We start from the raw sequence: 16,310 nt of genomic DNA, 5'->3' as shown, positions 1-16,310 counted from the left end.
AATTAGGAAAGAGAGAATGTACTTTTTATGGGAGCGAGTTTAAGAAATGATTAAATGTAATCTAATCTCTAAAATAAGTATCTTTTCTGATGGTAATGACATTGGGCGGATTGGTGGAAATATCCCTGAATTCTTTTTAGATAAACTAGATATTGTGCGGGGTTATAAGTTTTATTTGACAGTTCAGAATCCTGATGAGGCACATGAGTATATTACGATACTTACTCCTGAACGATATGATGATATGATTGATAAAAACATCTACCCTAATTGTTCAGTAAAAATTTTTACGCACACGCATTCTGATGAAAGCAATAATGATGTATTTACGATAAAACACATTAATAAGGCAGTTATCGTTGGGTATGATAAGGTTGAAAGTGAAGAGTTTGACTTTATCACTAAAACCGAAGAGGCAAGATTAATACAATCGGAAGATTATTATTTTGATGCTTTGCAAAAAGATGGTTATGAATTTTTCATGCAGATAGATGAAGATTATTATCCAGATGCATTGCTTGATGGTGATTACATCTTTGGTTACGGTGCTTTGTATTTGTATAAAAACATATCTGGCGGGAATATCATAGCTGGTTTTTGGCAGTACTCGTAAAGATAAATGATTAATAAAATCCGGATTAATATTAATTATTTCCGGCTTATATAATATTGATGGTTTTTTTATTCAGAATGCTTTTTTCTTAATTTTTTAATTGCTTTTATAAAATTTCTTTCAATTAATCATGGTATTAATATCATGTCTCAGAAAAATATATTTGTTATAATTTAATAATTGCTCGCCCGTGTTTAAAATTCTATCTCCGCCAAAATGTTAATATTTTAAGATGCATAGTTTCAACTGGTTAAGTTTGTAATTCTATAGACACGACGGGATATCGTTGACATGAATGTAAAGGCACTAGAAAAAAATATGATATGATTTACGGTCGTGATGCTTTAATAATATCTAGCACTGAGTTAAGATTTTATTCCTTTAGCTTTTTGGTAAAAGCTTCTTTAGGTTTATCTGCTACCAGGTAGGCGTAATCCTAATTAGAAAAATCATTGGTTTGAGCATCCCGACGGCCACCCGGATGCTAGTCAAACTGGTATGTCTGAGCATCATTCTAATGGTCATGTGCATGCGATTGACCCTAAAGGTAATGAGGTGATTTTTACATGGTAAATAATATGCCTGAGCAATTAATTAAATTTCCTATTTCCGAATGGATAGTTCAATCAGGTCATTTCAAAACTGATTTACTATCGGAGGCTTATTGTATTTGCTATCAATATAATATAGATAGTAATGGATATGGTCCTTATGATTTTTTAACTGAAAAATCGAAGGGGCTATTGTCCTCTTTATTTACTAATCTTATGTGTTTTAATAAAGAGGGGCAAAATCTTGATGCTTGCTCAGCCCTAAGTAGAAAAGGGCTTTATTTTTTTGGCAACAATAATGAACAAGTGAATAAGCAACTGACGGAGTATCGCAAGATGCTTCTGAAAAATAAGTTAAGAACTAATAAAGGATTACCTGAAGAGAATTTCCCTGAGAAACCTGAACTACTTAATCTTTATGATTATGGTGGTGCTGATGTAAGTGTAATAAATTCTTTAATAAAAAAAGGTTATCAATTTCTTTTTTACAGGTTTTTTACTCCTGTCGCTGGGGGGAGTGTAATTGTTTTTGATGGTAATATATGGGATAAAGCTGTTGAATATTGTAAGAAAAATGGAATTGGTTTTCAAGAGGTTGATTCAGTTGATAATCTGAAAGAATGGTAAGGTTGTTTTTTATTATTCTAATTTTGGGGAAGTTTTACACCATATGTCTAGTCAGATTATGTTACTTGGATAGCTCCGGCATATCATAATTATCCGCTATCAGAAAAATATAGCTGTTCGAAATATTCATGGTGACGCTGCGCCCGGTCTAAAATCCCTTCTCTGCGAGTCAGTTGCTCATGAGGGGGCAAGTTGGGCTTGCGTGTATGTCCGGCAGAGATTTTGGTTTACGGTTGGAATAGGTAATGCCGACAAAGTCGACCTTAAAAAGCAGGATAATTTGAGTAAGTTTTTTCTATTTAACCTACTTTTTAGAAAGTAACATAAGTATCGTGCAGATAGCTTAATTTATCAGGGTGTGGCGGTAGCATGATTGTCTTATGCAAACCGCTACGTCTGCGATCTGAGCGGCCAGATTACCCGCATCCGCCGCACGCCAACCGCCGAAGGCGTTGCCCTGGGTATCGAAAGTGATGAGATCGTTTACCAGCACGACGCCGCCGGGCGCGTGCTGAGCGAGTCCGGCATTAACGGCGCGGTAGGCTACGAATGGGATGCCCTGAGCAACCTGACCGGCCTGACGCTGCCCGGCGAGCAAAAGCTGGCCTGGCTGCACTACGGCTCCGGCCACGTCAGCGCCATCCGCTTCGGGCAGCAGCTGGTGACCGAGTTCACCCGCGACCGCCTGCACCGCGAGGTGCGCCGCACCCAGGGCGCGCGCGAGCAGCTCCGTCAGTATGACAGCCTCGGCAGACGCACCCTGCAGTGCAGCGAATTGAGCACGGACGTGACCCTGCCGGAGCAGGCGCTACTGGAACGCCTGTACCGCTACACCGCGCGCGGTGAGCTTTCCGGGGTCAGCGACACCCTGCGCGGTGAGGTGGATTACGGCTACGACGCCGAAGGGCGTCTGCTGAAGCACTACGAGGCCCGACAGGGACACAGCCGCGCGCAGTTCAGCTACGACGCCGCGGATAACCTCGCCGGCAGTGACGCTGCGGCACCGGTCACGGATAACCGCCTCCAGCACTGGCAGGCGCTTTTCATGAAATACGACCACTGGGGCAACCTGGTCAGCCGCCGCAACGGGCTGTATGAGCAGCATTACGCGTATGACGCCGAGAACCGTCTGGTGTCCGACCGGGGAACCGGGCCGGAAGGGCGGTTTGAGGCGCGCTATCACTACGACGCGCTGGGCCGCCGTACGCGCAAAATCGTCACCACGACGCACGGCACCACCGACACCCGCTTCCTGTGGCAGGGCTACCGTCTGCTGCAGGAGCAGCAGGAGAGCGGGCTGTGCAGCACCTATATTTATGACCCGAATGAAGCCTGGAGCCCGCTGGCGCGGGTGGATCATCTCCGTGACCAGAACAGCGGTGAGATTAACTGGTTCAACACCGATCTGAACGGCGCGCCGCTGGAGGTGACCGACGAGCGCGGCGCGGTGCGCTGGAGCGGCCAGTACGGCAGTTTTGGCGAGGTACGCCATCAGAGCGAAGGGTTCTCACGGCTTGTGAACCGCACGGCGATGGCGCACCAGCCGCTTCGCTATGCCGGGCAGTACGCTGACGGTGAAACGGGGCTGCACTATAACCTGTTCCGCTACTACGACCCGCAGGTCGGGCGGTTTATTGTGCAGGATCCGATTGGGCTGAATGGCGGGTGGAACCTTTATCAGTATGCGCCGAACCCGTTGGGGTGGATTGATCCGCTGGGTTTATGCAAGACAGAATCTAATGCTGGTGGAAAAAATCCTAATCCTCCAGGGCAGGGGTACCACAATGAGACTTATGCTCCAAATCCAGTTAAACCAGAGGATGCCCTTAATCGTTGGGATGATTTCCTTGGCCCCGGCCCCCATACAAATATCCATCCAAGAACTGGATTACCAGACCCAGACCGAATCGTATCGGCTGACGGTAAGAGAAGTATCCGTTATGGTAACCATGAAATGAATAGTAAACCTACTAAACATCATTACCATGAAGAAACATGGACATTAGATCCTGCAAATAATGTCATGAATGTTGATAATCTTGTTGTGAGAGTACCGATACTAAAATGACAAACATAACAGTAGTAAAATTTGATGGAAATAAAGTAGAGTTCACCTCATCTTTAGGCAATGGAGTGGCTGTATGGTGTGGTGAACCACCGGAAGTAAATGGTTGTTATAATGTCGAATTTGATGTAGATGACATTTTTAAATGGGGCTTGAATATTAATGATGTTTGTCAGGAGACACCTGAAATCAAGGTGGATGGTGATGGAATGTTATTTGTTTCTCAGGTCATCTCTTATGAGAGTGACGGGGTTTTAACTGTTTCACTAGGTGGTCAGATCATTTTTTTAGATGTTGAGTCCTACCCAGGTGGTAGTAAATTTGTTTCGTTTTCAACAGCCATAAAAAATATCTCATTGTATCCTTTTGAAGTGTAGTTTGAAACTGAGAAGAAATTACTTGTTCCGCTACTAAGACCTACAGGTTGGGCAGTTAATTGTGCAGGATCCGCTTGGGTTGAATGCAGGGTGGAATCTTTTTCAGTATGCACTGTATCCGCTGGGGTGGTTTGCTCTGTGGGGGTTATGTAATGGTAATACTGTCATAAGAGCGGTGACGCCTGGAAACGCGAGAGTTTGTGAGCGGATAAAAAAAATAAGTACAACAGCTTAGCATAAAATAACACCGGCCTAACATATTGCAGGTGCTCCGCATTCGCGTGACTCTTGGATTTCCTCCACCAGAAGCCAGGCATCAGCAGAGAATTTACAAACACCGTTTATTCGAAATGCTGATGCGGCGCACCAGAAAGTTTTAATTTTGGTAAGGCATTTCACGAAACCTTAATATTTTAATAGGTCATTTATGTTAAATGATGTAAAGAAAAAAATAATTGATAATGATTTTGTTAATATTGTTAGAATTAATATGATTTTCAATGATATACAGTATAATGAATTGGTCTCTAGTTTAGAAGAGCTTGCTAATCTTTTGAAAAATAATGAATCCATAGATAAAGAATTAGCTTTGTATTTATATACAATACCTCAAATGATAAGAAATGCGTATGCTAGTTTTGATAAAGTGGAAAACAAACCAGATTTGGCTTTTAAATTAGAAGATGCATGGATAGAGTTAGACTCGCTAGTAATAAACTGTCTAAGCTAGAAAGAATGAAGGCCGGGTGAGAAATTCGCCCGGTTTTGATATGATATAATCCTTTCTTGAACCACAAACATAAAATTAATAATCCATCCTCTACTACGACCCGCAGATTGTGCGGTTTACTGTACAGGATCCGATTGGGTTATGTAGGGGATTTGAAGTCAGAGGTAACAATCCATACCAGACGCGGGTTGATCCTCATTACACCGGAGGACCTCATCATGCATTCTAAATAGATACCAGAACGTTAATATCAGGAACACGTACTTCAAATTGTTATATAAGAAAACGCCAGGAATTTTGGAGTCAATAATCTGATATGCATCGGGTTCCTTAAGTTAAAGCGAGTTATATAGAATAAAAGAAGTAGAACAGTTACCGAAAATAGATGAAACCTAGATTAACGTATTTCCTGAGCATGTGAATTATAAAGGAGTTGCAATAATACGTTAACATGTCGATTTTGGAATATATGCTATACTCGCACCTGGACGTACTCATGTTGGTAATGGCGATGTTTGACATACGAATTGAGAGTAATAATTGTGTTATTAACAATAAATGAAATTGAAGTTAAATTACATGAGAAGTTCTCTCCTTTTAATGGAGAGATGGATGATTTGATTTTGAAAAAAAGAATTTCGCCTGATAAACAATATCAAACTTTCTGAGGAAAAACTTCGTGTAAATTTCTCAAAGGATTTTATTAAGTTTGTCAATAATTATGATATTGATAACTTCTCTTTGGGGAATATATCTTTCGGCCATGGTGGTGATTATTTGGAGAAAATAATCAGTATTAACAATGATGAATTTAACCATTGGTGGATTGGCAAGCATAGACCAGATGGTGTGATATGTGTTGCAATATCAGACCCTTATACTATTTTACTTAATAATCATGATGGCAAAGTTTATGCTATTACAAGTGAGCATACTATGGATGGATGGGAATCGATAGCTGATAGTTTTGAGCTATTTATCAGAGGTGTTGGTTCGCATGTTTTAAAAACATATTCTATATCGGAAATTATTAAGTTAACAGGGGCGAGCGATACTGCATTTTGGAAGGATATCTGATGGCGGTGTCTGGTGATAATTTATATATTTCTGCGCTGGGTGTCTTTTTCGAACAATATCAGAAATGGTGAAAGAAATAATTTCTTCAATTGTTGTGGTTTGAGGTGGGCATTAAACCAACTTTCGAACTCAGTCCTTTGTATAATTTAATACGTGCGGAACCTTTACAAAAATACGCACCTGTAGATGCGTTAGGGTGAAATTACTATGTGTCTTACTGGTTCAGAAAATAAACTAACTGTATACGAGATAAATGCTTTCAATACGAGTTTTGATAATCATCTTCCCGCTTCATTTCTTGATTTTTATCTGAAAAATAATGGCGGATATCCTCATAAAAATGAAGATGGTAATCCGTTTATGCTTGGCGGGTTTAACCCTATAAAATATGGTGACCTGCCTATAGAACAACTCTACCGTGACCTTGTTGAGTCGTTTGGCAAATTGAGGAATATGGTTCCTTTTGCATATGATGACGGGGGGAATTCTTTTCTGCTATCTCTTAAATCTGATGATTCATTAGGGAAAGTGTTTGTTTTTTTTGATGGATGATAAGGAAGTTGAATTGGTTTCTGGTTCGTTCTCAGAATTTTTAGAGGAATTGTTTCTTTGAAAGCAATAAGGTAGTGTATAAAATTCACAAAAGTGATTTTGTTGTTATCGAAATCTAAAGAAAAGTAACTAATTAAACTATTTAATGTCAGTCATTAATTTAATGCTTGTAAATTTAATAACTGGGTTTGTGTTTGATTTGTTTATATTTATTGGTAATCATTGATATTGTTCTGATATGAAAACCAAGATTAAAACCGTAAGCTTCAGCGTACGTATAATTTAATGTTAATGCTGAAGAATAGCATGTTAAATGGCAATGCGTGCAATAGCCCAATTTGGAATGGTATTGCATTTACATGCTTGATGAATATTATTACATAGCTTCAGATTGATGACGAAAGAAGGAAAAGATAAATGCAACGATTGATGGGAGACGGTTACGAACCTTATGTTAATAAGTTAAATGACAGGCTTATATATTCATTACCTGTTGAATCGGGATTTGTCAGCTTTTATTTTGAGTTTGATATTAGTCAGACCGATCTTGACGTCCTGCTGTCCGATCATTACCGGCGGGCCGTGCTGGAAGTGACCGCGCACACTCTGCTTCAGCACTCGACGTTGAAAGGACATAAACGATTTACTCAGAACGATTTTGATAATCTTATTGCCACTACCCTTCATGAATCGCAAGAGCATCTTAGCGCATTGATTTCTCAGATTAATCGGGAGCACAATATGTCGATTGAACATTATGTGAATGACATAGTGAATACACGCTTAACCAAAGGATGAATATACCGATCCCAGATAAGGTCAATATTTATCTTAAAATCACGCTGTATCTACAGCTCTTTTCAACCTCGTGCTGTCAATCGATTTCATGATAACCGGCGAATGCGGCAAGGTGCGCTGGAGCGGCCAGTACGGCAGCTTTGGCGAGGTACGCCATCAGAGCGAAGGGTTCTCAAGGCTTGTGAACCGCACGGCAATGGCGCATCAGCCGCTTCGCTATGCCGGGCAGTACGCTGACGGTGAAACGGGACTGCACTATAACCTTTTCCGCTACTACGACCCGCAGGTCGGGCGATTTTTTGTGCAGGATCTGATTGGGCTGAATGGCGGGTGGAACCTTTATCAATATGCGCCGAATCCGTTGGGGTGGATTTATCCGCTGGGATTGTCTACCTGTTCATCCAAAGACTCATATAAACAGGCCAGAAATAAGGCTCTGAAATGGTTAGAAGAGCGAGGTTTTAAAGCCGAAAAAGTTAACACAGGCAAATTTGGTTCGACTAAAGGTCAACCTGTCGGGATGACAACAATTGACGGAAAAACAGGTTCTAGAGTTGAGTATGATGAGCGAAGCGGAGCTCATATCAATGTGTTTAGCGGTAAAGATAAAGGGGAGCACTTCATGTTTGATGAACCTGAATCCGTTGTAACAAAAATTCAATATTTATTTAATTTACCATCAAAACCATGGAGAGGCTCTTAATGAAGCTCGATGATGAAATCAGGAAGGAAATATCTTTGCTTCCTGAACAACCACAAATTGTGGATGACTGGGAACACATTGCGGATGAGTTATCCGATAGTTATAGTTGGGCTGGTTCAAAAATTGACTGGTCAAAGACCAGTGCTCATAGGTCTTTAGAACTACTTGGAGACTATAAGGATTGGTTGGTAGATATAAAGAAATTCATTCATGAAACTGATGTTCATGACGTGATATCAAATAGTGATGAGATTTACTATATAAATGATTTGTCTCTTGATTTTTCTGTCAGATTGAATCCCGCGCAGTTCTTTTTATTTTTTGATGTGGCTATAGAAAATATTCCTCAGCATCATTATTTTTTTGATAGGGAAAATAAATGGTGTCTAGTGATCAGTGCAGAGGGATATATTGACTTCGGTTTCTCATGTTTAGATAAAAAATGATTGAAATGGGAGGTTCATCCTCCCAGGACGTTTAGGTAATGCTTTTGTTTTGATACAAAGAAACCTAGGGGGCGAGAGTCTTGCGATGATGATGTGCCTCTACAATTACCGTAAGGTTTTAGACGCGACATGGCTAGCCTGTTTGCCGTACTGTATGGTGATGCTGATCCATTTCGAGCAGATGGCACAATTGTTGAGCCAACGTTCAACGGCGAACAGAATAGCTGTGTCGCTTTTTACTTAATACCTAATAGAATTCTATCCTCATCAATTCCCCACAAATGCACTTACCTGCACGCCAAAACGCTTCGCCAGCGCGCGCATATGATCCAGCGTTAACGTGCGCTGTCCGTTGAGGATCCGACTCACCAGAGACTTCTTACCTATTTCGTTTTCGAAATCGCTCTGAGTGAGATGGTACTGATCCATCAGCGTTCGCAATAACGCAACGCCTGACGGAATGCTGGCAACACGCGCGTTAAATTCTGCAAACTCCGGAGACTCGTTTTCGTATTTATCGATTTTAGCGGTGAGCATCTCTACCAGCGGACTATCGGGGTCATGCTCAATTAGATACTCCACCAACCCCATAGCATCCTCATAATCTTGTCGCGACGGGCTTGAGCCCAGGAAAGGGAGCTCCCTTGTTAGATCGTTTGCCGCTTTGATGGCTGCTGAATAGTTCATTCTTTCTTTCTCCGGTAGAGGTCCGTGAGCTTGTCATAATCTGCGTGAGTGCTGGTGTGTTTGATGAAGAGCTTTCCGCGCTCAAAATCAGTAAATAACATTACTCTTAAATACCCGCCACCTACGTCAATGACCCACCATTTTTCCCGGTATTTCATCCTCTCCCGGCTGGGGAAGCGCTTTCGCATGTCGTCTGGTGATGGGTAGTGGTCTCCTTTTAGTACCCAGTAAAGATCTTCCAGAGCGAGTTCTTGAATAGGAAAATGTCTGGTGGCCGCGTCGAAAGCGCTCTTGAGACTGCGGGCATTTTTGCCCCTTGTTTCCAGATTGGAAACATTTAAGGTGGTGGTCGGCGGGTTGAGAATGTGGGAATTGTCATGGATTGCAGTTTTCATTTGCTCGTGATAAAGGCGATCATTTAATGAGTGTGAACACTGTAAGAGGTGACTGTGAAAGAAATGTCCACTTTGTGCCAGGAGCGGACATTGTTATTAATAGCAGCAGACGCCAGCCGGACTCTCTCGTCTTACAGCACTTCAACCACTTCAAATTCTTCTGCGATCAACTCCATATCTTTAGAAAAATGACCTTCGCGGGTAAAAAATCGCTGATGCTCATTTCGCCAGTATTGAAGGCTTAAATCGCCTTCACCTTCTTTGCGGGCAAACTCCTCAGTCACATCACAAAAACGCACCAGTCGCATTGAAACCAGCCGGGTCACGCAGACCGGGGCATTCAGGCCATCAAGGATAATGTTATAGCTTCCAATCCTCGGGGCAGACTTTTCTTGCTGGTAAGAGGCAAAGGATCCGCAGGAGGCCGTTTTAATCCCTTTTTTAATCAGGTCCGCAAGCTCGCTGGCCAGTTCCGGGCTGTCTCCCATTTGCCAGGCATCTGCGCCTGGATACTTTACTTTTAATACCTCAACAGTAGCCATTAAGAGCCCTTTTTAATCGTCGATGAAAAATGTCATACAGAGTTTTAACATGAACTTTCCGGACATTAACATTGATGCTTTCCCTCTGCTACTTTGTCCGCTCTTCGCTCTTACCAGACATTCAAAAACAACATTAAATTTTGCGTATGGCCGGGGATCCGCTTCTTACCCAGCAGAACTCCGGCCTCCCATCACCCGCCTCAGTGCGTCGTTATATACGGCTCCTTCACAAACTCTGCCAGCAACCAGACCATATCATGCAGTAGCCCGGTGAGTTCTTTCGCCACGCTCGCAGGCAGTGTCCCGCCCATCACCGCCAGCGTTAATGCCACGGCATAATCCACCTGCAACACCGTTTCCTGCCAGCAGTCCGGCACGCAGGAAGTAATCTTTTCACCTGCAATCAATTGCTCAACCAGATACGACGGAAGCTCTGAGTCACAGCACTCACGCAGCCGCTTCAGCGCGGCCAGCAATCGCTTGCAGAGCGTGGTAAACGTCACTGTGTCGTCAGTTTCCACCAGCACGCTGACATACGCGGCGCAGGTATCAGCCAGCTCGAAAAGATCCGCAAAATCGGAAATTGAAGCGTTGATGAGCTGATGAACAGCGCTTTCTTCAGAGAGCGCATAAGAAAAGTTAGGTGTAGTAGCCATTTAGCATCCTCGTCGTGCAGAAAAGTGTCATGTTATGCTAACGGGTTCCTACGCCCGGTTACGGATGTGCCGCAACGCAGGCACTTTACGACCGTGAAGAAGGGATGAAAAGGGATAACCCTGAATTACATAAGGTTGCTTGCAGGTTTGCGAGGCGGCTTCCAGAAGGGGATTGCCGCGTGGCGGCTACGCCCGACCCGGCCTCCAAAACCACCGCGATACGACCCGTAGGCCCGCGCAAGCGCAGCGCCCCCGGGCACAGTTTGCACTGCGGTTACGTCTTACGCAGACCTTTTCATTTTGAGCATCCCTTCTAATGATGTCTGCGTCGCGCGGGAGGATTTTCCCGCCTGTGAACAAAACACCCCAAACTCCCGGCACAGTGAAAGCGTAGCCATTTTGTAGTACATGGTAGACCTCAAGCCAGAACGATGTCTGGCACCGCGACCAGCCATCCGGGCGTTTAAATGGTTAAAATAAATAATAATAATCATTGCGCAATAAATTTCGCTGTGTCTTAATAGCGTCATCGGTTTGGAATACAGACCTTATGAAAGCAGTTTTAGTAAAGCAGTCCTCAGTTCAGGTGTTATCAGTAGATACTCCTTCTTCGTGAGCCTCCTCCTAAGTGCCAAATAAGTAACTCTCGAAATACAGGCCATCATCGCCGCGCTTAAGTGGCTCATAAATTAAGGATTTATCTATGTCTAATAAAATGACTGGTTTAGTAAAATGGTTCAACGCAGATAAAGGTTTTGGCTTTATCACCCCTGACGACGGCAGCAAAGATGTATTCGTACATTTCTCTGCAATTCAGAGCGACAACTTCAAAACGCTTGATGAAGGTCAGAAAGTTTCCTTTACCATTGAGAATGGCGCAAAAGGTCCAGCAGCTGGAAACGTTTCTCCACTGTAACCCGCGCTAAATATCAGTGCGGCGTACGATAGCGATGAAGACAATAGTCCGAGCAGTTAAGCTGTACTGATAAAAATTAACCCGCACCTGTGCGGGTTTTTTATTTTTAAAGGGTAATGGTACTGAGTTTTATATGGCAGCCTGCCCATACTCCCTTCAAATTCAGCCTCAAAAACTGCTTCGCAATAAATTGGGCATCAATACAGTCCGCAGTTTCTGAAAAGGTTCATCCCTGCTCCCGTTCCCCCTCGCTCATCATCGCCAGAAACCGTTTCACCGTCCGTGAGCGTTCAAAGCGCCGCCAGCAGAGCGCGATATCGGTATAAAGCTCCGGTGAGCTCAGCGCGTGGTAGGTGACATTCGGCGGAGAAATAGCGGCCATCGATTTCGGCACCAGCGCGAACCCGCCGCCAGCGGAGACCATGCTCAGAGAAGAGGAAAGTTGTGAAGATTGCAGCGTGTGTTGCATATCGACTCCGGCCCGCTCGCAGCTGCCGTAAACGCGGTCATACAGTCCCGGCGCGACCTCCTGGGGGAACAGCACCACCGGTGTATCCCGAAGCTGCTCTAACGCCAGCGAATCGCACGCAGCCAGAGGATGATCGCGATGCAACGCCACCACCATCGGCTCCCGGTCGAGGATTTTCAACTCGAACACCTTGCTGCTCTCGCACGGCAGGCGCACGAAGGCGATATCCAGTTCACCCTCCGCCAGCATTGTCGTCAGCGAAGACATATTGGCTTCCACCTGGTGAACCTGCACCGCCATGTTCTGCACCTGAAACTGACGAATCAGCGCGAAAATTTTGGGATGAAAGGCGTCGGAGCTGGTGATGCCAATCGAAAGGCTGCCGTTCAGCCCGCGCGCGATGCCCCGGGCTTTTTCCAGCGCGGAGTCGCTCAGCGCCAGGATCTTACAGGCGTCCTCATAGAAGGCTTCTCCCGCCTCGGTCAGCTCCACGCCCCGCGTCAGGCGCCTGAACAACGGTGTGCCCACTTCCTCCTCAAGCCGTTTAATCTGCTGGCTCAGTGGAGGCTGTGAAATACCCAGCGCTTTGGCCGCCCTGGTGAAGTGTCGCTCGCGTGCAACCGCGACAAAATAGCGCAGATAACGAAGTTCCATATCAAAAACGTCTCAAACCAGCATGGATTCTATATTGGAACTCTCTGCTGAATCGGGTCAACATTTATTTAACCTTTATAAATAAAGTTGAAGAGGACGGGCATGATGATGCATTCATCTGCATGCGACTGTGAGGCGAGTTTATGCGAGACCCTGCGTGGGTTCTCGGCGCAGCATCCTGACAGCGTGATCTATCAGACATCGCTAATGAGCGCCCTGCTAAGCGGCGTCTACGAAGGGGAGACGACGATCGCCGACCTGCTGGCACACGGTGATTTTGGTCTCGGCACCTTTAACGAGCTGGACGGTGAAATGATTGCCTTCAGCAGCCAGGTGTACCAGCTGCGCGCCGACGGCAGCGCCCGCGCCGCTAAGCCGGAGCAAAAAACGCCGTTCGCGGTGATGACCTGGTTCCAGCCGCAGTACCGCAAAACCTTTAACGGTCCGGTCAGCCGTCAGCAGATCCACGACGTGATCGACCAGCAGATCCCCTCCGACAACCTGTTCTGCGCGCTGCGCATCGACGGCAATTTCCGCCACGCGCACACCCGCACCGTACCGCGCCAGACGCCGCCGTACCGGGCGATGACCGACGTGCTGGACGACCAGCCGGTGTTCCGCTTTAACCAGCGCGAGGGCGTGCTGGTCGGGTTCCGCACCCCGCAGCATATGCAGGGCATCAACGTGGCGGGCTATCACGAACACTTTATCACCGACGACCGTCAGGGCGGCGGCCATCTGCTCGACTACCAGCTTGAGAGCGGCGTGCTCACCTTCGGTGAAATTCACAAGCTGATGATCGACCTGCCCGCCGACAGCGCGTTTTTACAGGCCAACCTGCACCCCAGCAACCTTGATGCGGCTATCCGCGCCGTCGAAAACTAACAGGAGAACTACCGTGAACAGTGAGAAACAGTCACGTCAGTGGGCGCACGGCGCCGATATGGTTGTCGGTCAGCTGGAAGCGCAGGGCGTGAAGCAGGTGTTCGGGATCCCGGGCGCAAAAATCGACAAGGTCTTTGATTCCCTGCTGGACTCCTCCATTGAGATCATTCCCGTACGCCACGAGGCCAACGCGGCGTTTATGGCGGCGGCAGTGGGGCGGTTGACCGGCAAAGCCGGGGTGGCGCTGGTCACCTCCGGACCGGGCTGCTCCAATCTGATCACCGGCATCGCCACCGCCAACAGCGAAGGCGACCCGGTGGTCGCGCTGGGCGGGGCGGTGAAGCGGGCGGATAAAGCCAAGCTGGTGCACCAGAGCATGGACACCGTCGCGATGTTCAGCCCGGTGACGAAATACGCTGTAGAAGTGAACTCCCCGGACGCGATTGCCGAGGTGGTGTCCAACGCGTTTCGCGCCGCCGAGCACGGCAGGCCGGGCGGGGCGTTTGTCAGCCTGCCGCAGGATATTGTCGACCAGCCCACCACGGGGGCGATTTTGCCCGCCAGCGGTCCCGCGCTGATGGGCCCGGCACCGGAATCCGCCATTAACGACGTGGCGAAGCTTATTGAAAAGGCCAAAAACCCGGTCATCTTACTCGGCCTGATGGCCAGCCAGCCCGCCAACAGCGCCGCGCTGCGCAAGCTGCTGGAGAAAAGCCGTATCCCGGTCACCAGCACCTACCAGGCCGCCGGGGCGGTCAATCAGGAGCACTTCACCCGCTTTGCCGGACGCGTCGGCCTGTTTAACAACCAGGCGGGCGACCGGCTGCTGCATCTGGCGGATCTGATTATCTGCATCGGCTACAGCCCGGTGGAGTACGAGCCTTCTATGTGGAACAGCGGCGAAGCCACGCTGGTGCACATTGACGTGCTGCCTGCCTATGAGGAGCGCAAGTATGTTCCCGATCTGGAGCTGGTGGGGGATATCGCCGCCACGCTGAACCTGCTCGCCAGCCGCATTGAGCACAAGCTTGAACTGAGCCAGCGCGCCTCGGAAATTCTGGTCGATCGCCAGCATCAGCGTGACCTCCTCGACCGTCGCGGCGCATCGCTAAACCAGTTTGCCCTGCATCCGCTGCGCATCGTGCGCGCCATGCAGGACATCGTGAATAACGACGTAACGCTCACCGTCGACATGGGCAGCTTCCACATCTGGATCGCCCGCTACCTCTACAGCTTCCGCGCGCGTCAGGTGATGATCTCCAACGGTCAGCAGACCATGGGCGTGGCGCTGCCGTGGGCGATTGGCGCGTGGCTGGTCAACCCGGGGCGCAAGGTGGTGTCGGTCTCCGGGGACGGCGGATTTTTGCAGTCGAGCATGGAGCTGGAAACCGCCGTGCGCCTCAATGCCAACGTGCTGCACATCATCTGGGTGGATAACGCCTACAACATGGTGGCGATCCAGGAAGAGAAAAAATACCAGCGTCTCTCCGGCGTCGAGTTTGGCCCGGTCGATTTCAAAGCCTATGCCGACGCCTTCGGTGCGAAAGGCTTTGCCGTCGAGAGCGCCGACGCGCTCGAACCGACGCTGCGTGCCGCAATGGATGTCGATGGCCCGGCCGTGGTGGCCATTCCCGTCGACTACAGCGATAACCCGCTGCTGATGGGCCAGCTCCATCTCAGCCAGATTTTGTGAATCAATATAAGGACAGAGAAATGCAAAAAGTGGCTCTCGTAACCGGCTCCGGCCAGGGGATTGGCAAAGCGATCGCGCTTCGCCTGGTGAAGGACGGCTTTGCCGTCGCTATTGCGGATTACAACGAAGAGACGGCGAAAGCGGTCGCGGATGAGATCACCCGCAACGGCGGGAAGGCTGTCGCTGTGAAGGTGGACGTCTCTGACCGCGAGCAGGTGTTTGCGGCGGTGGAAAAAGCCCGCACCGAACTGGGCGGCTTCAACGTTATAGTCAACAATGCCGGGGTCGCGCCGTCCACGCCGATCGAATCCATCACGCCGGAGATTGTCGACAAGGTCTACAACATCAACGTGAAAGGGGTGATCTGGGGCATTCAGGCCGCGATTGATGCGTTCCGCAAAGAGGGACACGGCGGCAAAATCATCAACGCCTGCTCCCAGGCGGGGCATACCGGTAACCCGGAGCTGGCCGTCTACAGTTCCAGTAAATTTGCGGTGCGCGGCTTAACCCAGACCGCCGCACGGGATCTTGCTCCGCTGGGGATCACCGTTAACGCCTACTGCCCGGGCATCGTTAAAACGCCGATGTGGGCGGAGATCGACCGTCAGGTCTCCGAGGCAGCGGGTAAACCGCTCGGCTACGGGACCGAGACCTTTGCTAAACGCATTACGCTTGGCCGCCTGTCTGAACCGGAAGATGTTGCCGCCTGCGTTTCATATCTTGCCGGGCCAGACTCTGACTATATGACCGGCCAGTCTCTGCTCATCGATGGTGGGATGGTGTTCAACTAAATTCTAATAAGCTCTGACATGAGTTTTCCCCTGCTCCCGTGCAGGGGCTTTTTTTTGTCTCCTCAGCCATTGTGCATTACACT

17 protein-coding genes and 2 pseudogenes are annotated in these 16,310 nt (G+C 47.5%); 14 read left to right on the top strand and 5 right to left on the bottom strand.

Annotated elements, in window-relative coordinates; genetic code table 11:
• The first annotated feature begins 46 nt into the window (after positions 1–46).
• The 10 genes and pseudogenes from AC4OVS_RS16620 to AC4OVS_RS16575 all read left to right on the top strand — a co-directional run bounded on the left by AC4OVS_RS16620 (position 47) and on the right by AC4OVS_RS16575 (position 8,539).
• Entirely contained in the window at positions 47–613 is a 567-nt protein-coding gene (locus AC4OVS_RS16620; protein WP_063849520.1) for a hypothetical protein, read from the top strand.
• Between the two features lie 566 nt (positions 614–1,179).
• Positions 1,180–1,791, top strand: coding sequence for a hypothetical protein (locus AC4OVS_RS16615; RefSeq protein WP_139154176.1), 612 nt, complete (start codon positions 1,180–1,182; stop codon positions 1,789–1,791).
• 400 nt (positions 1,792–2,191) lie between these two features.
• Positions 2,192–3,518 (top strand): annotated as a pseudogene (locus AC4OVS_RS16610) (RHS repeat-associated core domain-containing protein); the annotation flags it as partial.
• A gap of 337 nt (positions 3,519–3,855) precedes the next feature.
• Entirely contained in the window at positions 3,856–4,233 is a 378-nt protein-coding gene (locus AC4OVS_RS16605) for a hypothetical protein (RefSeq protein ID WP_071892814.1), read from the top strand.
• 427 nt (positions 4,234–4,660) lie between these two features.
• Positions 4,661–4,963 (top strand): hypothetical protein, encoded by a 303-nt coding sequence (locus AC4OVS_RS16600; RefSeq protein WP_045309199.1) that lies wholly within the window; start codon positions 4,661–4,663, stop codon positions 4,961–4,963.
• Between the two features lie 642 nt (positions 4,964–5,605).
• Complete coding sequence (locus tag AC4OVS_RS16595) at positions 5,606–6,040, top strand: SMI1/KNR4 family protein (protein WP_491922761.1); 435 nt, start codon at positions 5,606–5,608, stop codon at positions 6,038–6,040.
• A 207-nt stretch (positions 6,041–6,247) separates the two neighbouring features.
• The gene (locus AC4OVS_RS16590) at positions 6,248–6,592 is read left to right on the top strand and encodes an SMI1/KNR4 family protein (protein WP_491922575.1); all 345 of its coding nucleotides are present in this window, start codon (positions 6,248–6,250) and stop codon (positions 6,590–6,592) included.
• A 417-nt stretch (positions 6,593–7,009) separates the two neighbouring features.
• A complete protein-coding gene (locus tag AC4OVS_RS16585) occupies positions 7,010–7,390 on the top strand; it encodes a hypothetical protein (RefSeq protein WP_045309197.1) in 381 nt (126 codons plus the stop codon).
• Between the two features lie 91 nt (positions 7,391–7,481).
• Positions 7,482–8,093 (top strand): annotated as a pseudogene (locus AC4OVS_RS16580) (RHS repeat-associated core domain-containing protein); the annotation flags it as partial.
• Entirely contained in the window at positions 8,093–8,539 is a 447-nt protein-coding gene (locus AC4OVS_RS16575; protein WP_491922574.1) for a type IV secretion protein Rhs, read from the top strand. The pseudogene AC4OVS_RS16580 and the gene AC4OVS_RS16575, both read left to right, overlap by 1 nt.
• Before the next feature lie 267 nt (positions 8,540–8,806).
• Here AC4OVS_RS16575 and AC4OVS_RS16570 read toward each other — a convergent pair whose 3' ends face one another.
• From AC4OVS_RS16570 to AC4OVS_RS16555, 4 genes are all read right to left on the bottom strand, one after another.
• Positions 8,807–9,226: a helix-turn-helix domain-containing protein gene (locus AC4OVS_RS16570; protein ID WP_046620444.1), complete on the bottom strand. Its 420-nt coding sequence runs from the start codon at positions 9,224–9,226 to the stop codon at positions 8,807–8,809.
• A complete protein-coding gene (locus AC4OVS_RS16565; protein WP_491922760.1) occupies positions 9,223–9,552 on the bottom strand; it encodes a type II toxin-antitoxin system HigB family toxin in 330 nt (109 codons plus the stop codon). Before AC4OVS_RS16565 ends, AC4OVS_RS16570 begins: the two co-directional genes overlap by 4 nt.
• 200 nt (positions 9,553–9,752) lie before the next feature.
• Complete coding sequence (locus AC4OVS_RS16560; RefSeq protein WP_023299534.1) at positions 9,753–10,163, bottom strand: ASCH domain-containing protein; 411 nt, start codon at positions 10,161–10,163, stop codon at positions 9,753–9,755.
• Between the two features lie 200 nt (positions 10,164–10,363).
• Positions 10,364–10,819, bottom strand: a complete 456-nt coding sequence (locus tag AC4OVS_RS16555; protein WP_063201170.1) for a hypothetical protein — start codon at positions 10,817–10,819, stop codon at positions 10,364–10,366.
• A 703-nt stretch (positions 10,820–11,522) separates the two neighbouring features.
• On the opposite strand from AC4OVS_RS16555, the gene cspE reads away from it, so the two are divergent.
• Entirely contained in the window at positions 11,523–11,735 is a 213-nt protein-coding gene (gene cspE / locus AC4OVS_RS16550; protein WP_022647355.1) for a transcription antiterminator/RNA stability regulator CspE, read from the top strand.
• A 226-nt stretch (positions 11,736–11,961) separates the two neighbouring features.
• On the opposite strand, the gene AC4OVS_RS16545 is transcribed toward cspE, so the two are convergent.
• Complete coding sequence (locus tag AC4OVS_RS16545; RefSeq protein ID WP_063147979.1) at positions 11,962–12,858, bottom strand: LysR family transcriptional regulator; 897 nt, start codon at positions 12,856–12,858, stop codon at positions 11,962–11,964.
• A gap of 105 nt (positions 12,859–12,963) precedes the next feature.
• On the opposite strand from AC4OVS_RS16545, the gene budA reads away from it, so the two are divergent.
• From budA to AC4OVS_RS16530, 3 genes are read left to right on the top strand one after another with little or no spacing between them, the layout of a single operon-like run.
• Entirely contained in the window at positions 12,964–13,743 is a 780-nt protein-coding gene (budA, locus tag AC4OVS_RS16540; RefSeq protein ID WP_088581799.1) for an acetolactate decarboxylase, read from the top strand.
• A 13-nt stretch (positions 13,744–13,756) separates the two neighbouring features.
• Positions 13,757–15,436, top strand: a complete 1,680-nt coding sequence (gene alsS, locus AC4OVS_RS16535) for an acetolactate synthase AlsS (RefSeq protein ID WP_317578855.1) — start codon at positions 13,757–13,759, stop codon at positions 15,434–15,436.
• 20 nt (positions 15,437–15,456) lie between these two features.
• On the top strand, positions 15,457–16,227 hold the full coding sequence (locus AC4OVS_RS16530) for a (S)-acetoin forming diacetyl reductase (RefSeq protein ID WP_224066362.1): 771 nt from the start codon (positions 15,457–15,459) through the stop codon (positions 16,225–16,227).
• Positions 16,228–16,310: the final 83 nt, after the last annotated feature.

This window comes from Enterobacter sp. 4974935, assembly GCF_058661735.1.
The sequence above is the reverse complement of the archived record's forward strand: the minus strand, read 5'-3'. Positions and strand labels throughout refer to the sequence as shown.